Source organism: Acidovorax sp. Q11 (assembly GCF_054950075.1).
The window spans coordinates 1-5,254 of record NZ_JBUDZG010000062.1; the positions used below are offsets into that span (position 1 = coordinate 1).

The 5,254-nt window shown below is 61.5% G+C and carries 2 protein-coding genes and 2 pseudogenes; 3 read left to right on the plus strand and 1 reads right to left on the minus strand.

Annotated elements, in window-relative coordinates:
• Nucleotides 1-301: 301 nt before the first annotated feature.
• The 3 genes and pseudogenes from ACYZGB_RS22585 to ACYZGB_RS22595 form a co-directional block, all read left to right on the plus strand.
• Nucleotides 302-826: pseudogene (locus ACYZGB_RS22585) on the plus strand (DUF6531 domain-containing protein); the annotation flags it as partial.
• A 279-nt stretch (nt 827-1,105) separates the two neighbouring features.
• Entirely contained in the window at nt 1,106-4,594 is a 3,489-nt protein-coding gene (locus ACYZGB_RS22590; protein ID WP_462391216.1) for an RHS repeat-associated core domain-containing protein, read from the plus strand.
• Nucleotides 4,595-4,896: 302 nt separating this feature from the next.
• A pseudogene (locus ACYZGB_RS22595) lies at nt 4,897-5,021 on the plus strand (IS5/IS1182 family transposase); the annotation flags it as partial.
• A gap of 13 nt (nt 5,022-5,034) precedes the next feature.
• Here the strand turns inward: ACYZGB_RS22595 and ACYZGB_RS22600 are convergent.
• Nucleotides 5,035-5,254, minus strand: a 220-nt coding sequence (locus tag ACYZGB_RS22600) for a hypothetical protein (RefSeq protein WP_462391215.1), incomplete at its 5' end; no start/stop codon positions are given.

Sequence of the window (5,254 nt, forward strand, 5' to 3'; positions counted from 1 at the left end):
CTGGGGACGGGCAGCCAACAACTGGAAATCAGCGATGAACCAATTCGCGATCCTCTACGAAGACCGGTTCACCAAATCGAGCACGTAAGATCCTCAATCAGCTTCACGAAATCGGTGAAGGTTCAATGAGCCTCACACACGGAAATTCGGACAGGCCCTGCATTGCAGGGCGCATCTTCTTCGCGTAGTCCTTGCGATTTTGCTGCTGCTTGGCATAAGTGCTCCCGTGCAGGCGTCTGTCCCAGCAGTGCGGGTATGGCAAATATGCGATGAGTGTGGACAGCAGTCCACGCCCCAAGCGATGTGCCAATCTTGGACTATCAAGTATCCCAGCCTGACGTTTACTTCGCTTACCCTGAATGCGACGGGTAACAGCGCGGCTTGCTACTACAGCTACAACGGTGGTAATTATTGGGGGCAGGCTGCAGGTGGCTCCGCTTTCGTCTGTCCTGCAAACAGCACCTATTCACTTTCAGATGAAGCTTGTAGCTGCACTGGGGGCCATGTAGAAGATCACACGAAGAACTTCTGCGTTCCTCCGATTACTCCAGAGCCTCAAGACAACACGTGCAAGCCGCCTTCGGGATTGTTAACCCCCAATCCCATATTGCCCGCTATCGGAGCCAAATTGCGCACCGAGATCGACTGGAGCGGTCAAGGGCCTGCAAGCCTGTCGTTCGTCCGCTACTACCAAAGCACCTGGGGAACGAGCTCGGCCATAGCCGCAGGGTCGCTGGGCAAAGCCTGGAATCACAATCACAACATAAGCCTGACTGCAGTCAAGGCATTTGTCGGTGACAGTGTTCGTATTACGACCGGTGAAGGCTATCTGCGCAGCTTTTTCAAAGCTAGAGACACGAACAACTGGGTCACTTCAGGCAACGACTCCTTGGAGCAGAACGCTTCAGGCAATTGGATCTACCGGCGCAGCCAAGATGATGCAGCCCTCGTGTTCAATGACGCGGGCAGGCTGCTGTCCGTGATTGGGCGCAACGGTTGGGTGACGACCTATTTGTACAACACTGCGGGCCAACTACTCTCTGTCTCCAACGGTTTCGGGCAAACACTGGTTTTCAGCTATAACGCATCCGGCCTGCTGCAATCAGTGACTGCGCCAGGCGCCCAAGTTGTTAGCTACGTCTACGACAACAGCAAGAGGCTTTCTCAGGTTTTCTATCCGGACAGTACAAGCCGTACCTTTCTTTACGAAAATCCGTACTACTTCCCGTACGCCCTGACCGGCATCCTCGACGAAAACAACCAGCGCTTCGCCACCTATACCTACGACGGCGCAGGGCGCGCCACAAGCAGTGAGCATGCAGGCTCCGTTGAACGCTACCAAGTTAGCTATCCCGCCAGTAGCGGCGGCCCCACCACCATCACCGACCCCCTGGGCACAACCCGCACCTTCAACTACGCCCTGAACCTGGGCAAGCTCGCTGTCACCGGCGCAGACAAGCCCGATGGCCTGGGCCAACCCGATGCCGCCAGCCGCGTGCAAAGCCCCCTGGGCCTGATCACCGCAGAGACCGACTTCGTGGGCACCACCACCAGCTACGCCTGGAACACCGACAGGCGCCTGCCCACGGCCGTCACCGAAGCCGCAGGCAAACCCGAAGAGCGCACCACCGTCACCGAGTGGCACCCCCTGTGGCGCCTGCCTGTGGCCATCAGCGAGTCCGGACGCACCACCAGCTACACCTACGACAGCGTGGGCAACCCCCTCACCCAGACCATCACCGACACCGGTGCGGGCATGGGCAGTGGCATCGCCCGCACCACAACCTGGACCTACCACCCCAACGGTCTGGTCGCTACCGAGAAGGCTCCCAACGGCGCCGTCACCAGCTACCAGTACGACAGTGCGGGCAATCTCACCAGCAGCACCAACGCCCTGGGCCATGTAGACACCTACACCCACGACGCGGCAGGCCGTGTGCTTACCCACACCGCTCCCACAGGCCTCGTCACCAGCTATACCTACGACGCCCGGGGCCGCATGCTCACCGCCAACCGGGGAGGGCAGCTCACGACCCTGACCTACCGCCCCTCGGGCCAGGTGGCAACCGCCACCATGCCCTACGGCCATGTGATCACCTACACCTACGACACCGCCCAGCGCATGACCGGCTGGAGCGACAATCGGGGTCACAGCGGCAGCTACACCCTGGACGCCATGGGCAACCGCACCCGAGAAGAAGTGCGCAATGCCCAAGGCCAACTGGCCTGGCTGCTGGTGCGCAACATCAGCAGCCTGAACCGCGTGCAAAGCACCACCGTGGGTGGGCAGCTAACCACCAGCTACGGCTTTGACGCCAATGGCGAGACCGTGAGCAGCACCAACGGTGCCAATGAATCCACTCAGTTGGGCCTGGATAGCCTGCGCCGCGTCAAGACCATCACCAACGCCGCCAACGCCACGGCATCCCTGACCTACAACGCCCTGGACGGCGTCATACAGGCCAGCGACTTCAAAGGCGTAGGCACCACCTACGCCCGCGACGCCCTGGGCAACGCCACCGGAGAGTCCAGCCCCGACAGCGGCCTGCAAAGCACCCAGTACGACGCCCTGGGCCTGCCCAGCACCGTCACCGATGCCCTGGGCCAGGCCACCCACATCGACCGCGACCTGCTGGGCCGTCCCACACTCATCACCCAGGTGGGCGGTCCCACCACCACCTTGCGCTACGACTTGAGCGGCCCCGCCTACAACCAGGCCGGCCAGCCCAACGCCAGCAAAGGCGCCTTGAGCGAAATCGTGGACGCCAGCGGCACCACCACCTACCAGCGCGACCACTTCGGCCGCGTCACTGCCAAGACCCAGGCCCTGCTCAGCGGCACCGCTCGCAGCGTGGGCTATGCCTACGCCGCCAGCGGCCTGCTGGCCAGCACCACCTACCCCGGTGGACAGGTGCTCCAGCACGTGTACGACGCCACCGGCCAGATCACCGGCCTCAACTGGGCCAGGCAAGCCCTGGTGACCGGCATCACCTGGAACCCCCTGGGCCAGCCCACCAGCTGGAGCTGGAACCTGCCCGGCGCCACGGCCGCCATCCCGGCCACCCGCAGCTACAACACCGCAGGCCAGCTCACCACCACCGAGTTCAGCAGCTACCAGTACACCAGCGCAGGGCGTATCTACAACCTCACACAAAACCTCTGGAAGCCCGGCAGCACTGACCCGCTGGAAACCACCCTGGCCCAGGCCGACAACACCTGGAACGTGCAGTACGACAGCCTGGGCCGCATTACCCAGATGGGCGATGGCGTGCGCGTCGTCACCTACCAGTACGACGCCAACGGCAACCGCACGGCCAGCGTGCAGACCACCGCCACAGGCACGCCGGCTGTCACCAACACGCTTAGCCGCACCTACGGCACCGCCGCAGGCCACAACCGGCTGCTGGGCTTTGAGCAAACTGCCACCGCTGGCGGCAACAGCGCCACCACCAGCGTCAGCTACCAGTACAACGCCGCAGGCGATTTGCTGGGCGACGGCCTGCGCAGCTACGCCTACGACAGCCAGGGCCGCATGGAAAGCGCCACCACCGGCGCAGGGGCCGACGCCCCCAAGACCAAGTACGCCCACAACGCCCTGGGCCAGCGCGTGTTCAAGACCGAGCCGCTGTACAGCGCCGCAGCCAAAGCGGGCAGCGGCAAGAACCTGAACAACCTGCTGGCCGATGACGGCGATGAGGGAGATAGCGACAAGGTCCCCCAGGGCGAACAGCCCGGCCTTATCCAGCAACTGCTCAACTTCTTCTTCAGCAAACTCTGGAGCCCCGCCACCAGCGATGCCGAGAAGCTGGGCTGGACCTATGTGTACGCAGAAGACGGCAGCCTGCTGGCCGAATACGGAGAAGGCAGCGCCGCCACCTCAGGCAGCGCGCAATACCTGTGGCTGCCCACGGCCAATGGCCCCATGCCCATTGCGGCAGTGGTCAACGGCCAGACCTATGCCGTGCACAGCGACCATCTGAACACCCCCAGAAAACTCACCCAGGCCAATGGGCAGGCGGTGTGGCAGTGGGCGTACAGTGCGTTTGGGGATGAACAGCCGACCACGGCGGCCAAGCGGTTTACGAGTGAGATGACAAACCCGACGACGGGGGCGACCAGTACCCCAGACGTCACGTTCAACCTGCGGTATCCGGGGCAGTACTTTGATAAGGAGACCAATCTCCACTACAACTACTTCCGGACGTATGCGCCGGGTACGGGGCGGTATACGCAGGCTGATCCGATTGGGCTGGATGGTGGGTGGAATCGGTTTGCCTATGTGGGGGGCAATCCGTTCAGCGGCATCGATCCAGACGGGCTGCGGCCAAATAGACCACCGTGGTGGAACGAAGGATGGAAGCCCCGAACCCCTCCAGGTCACTGTGCCACTGCTGAGTGCGCGGCGGGGTTGTCCCAAACACCCTCTGACAATAGAGGTCCGGAGGAAGTGAATTTTGGTCAGTGCAAGATGGTTTGCCAGATATCGCTTCTAGTGCCAGTGGCAATGTGTAACGCGGCTGCCGGAGGAGGTTTGCTTGGCACTGCCGCTGCAGCAGCCGCAAAAGGCGGTTTATGTACATGGGTCTGCAAATGAGTTCGCATAAACGACTGAGCTGCCCGAACTGCGGGCACAAATACGCAATGCTTTACTTTCGTCCGCGATCTAGATGCCCGAATTGCCGAGCCAATGTACAAACAGATCTGAGAACAATAGGCATTTTTGAGACTGTGATTGGTGCTCCGCTTCTTTGGACCGCAGCGGTGTTACTGCGAACTTACTTGAACGACTCGACTGGGTTGTTTTCCTACGCACTGCTTTGCGTTCCGGCCTTAGCCGTTCATCTCATTGTGGTCCGGCTATTTGTAACTGCTCGATCAGCAGGTCATGGGTAAGTAGCTGTCGGAGGGTATGGGGCACATGACACCAAGGGGTGCCACGTGGCGATAGCGCAAATAGGTGCGCAGGCGCGGAGTTTCCCCAGCACAAGAACGGCAAGCCGTGGAAGAAGACTCCGGACGGAGAAGGCATAGGGGTCACCCATTAGCCGCCCCCGTCAAGTGGCAAACACACGCCCCTGCACCGCAAGAGCGCACCTTTTTGTCCATCCGGATTGCTCCTTCAAGACTGCATCCCCCGTCCTCGAACTCACCGCGCGCTTGGTTCTCGATGTTTGGTTGCGCCGCAGCGCACCAGTCACCCATCAGGATCAAGGCTTTGGACATAGCGCAGTGATGCGCCTTGCCTGCGGCCCCT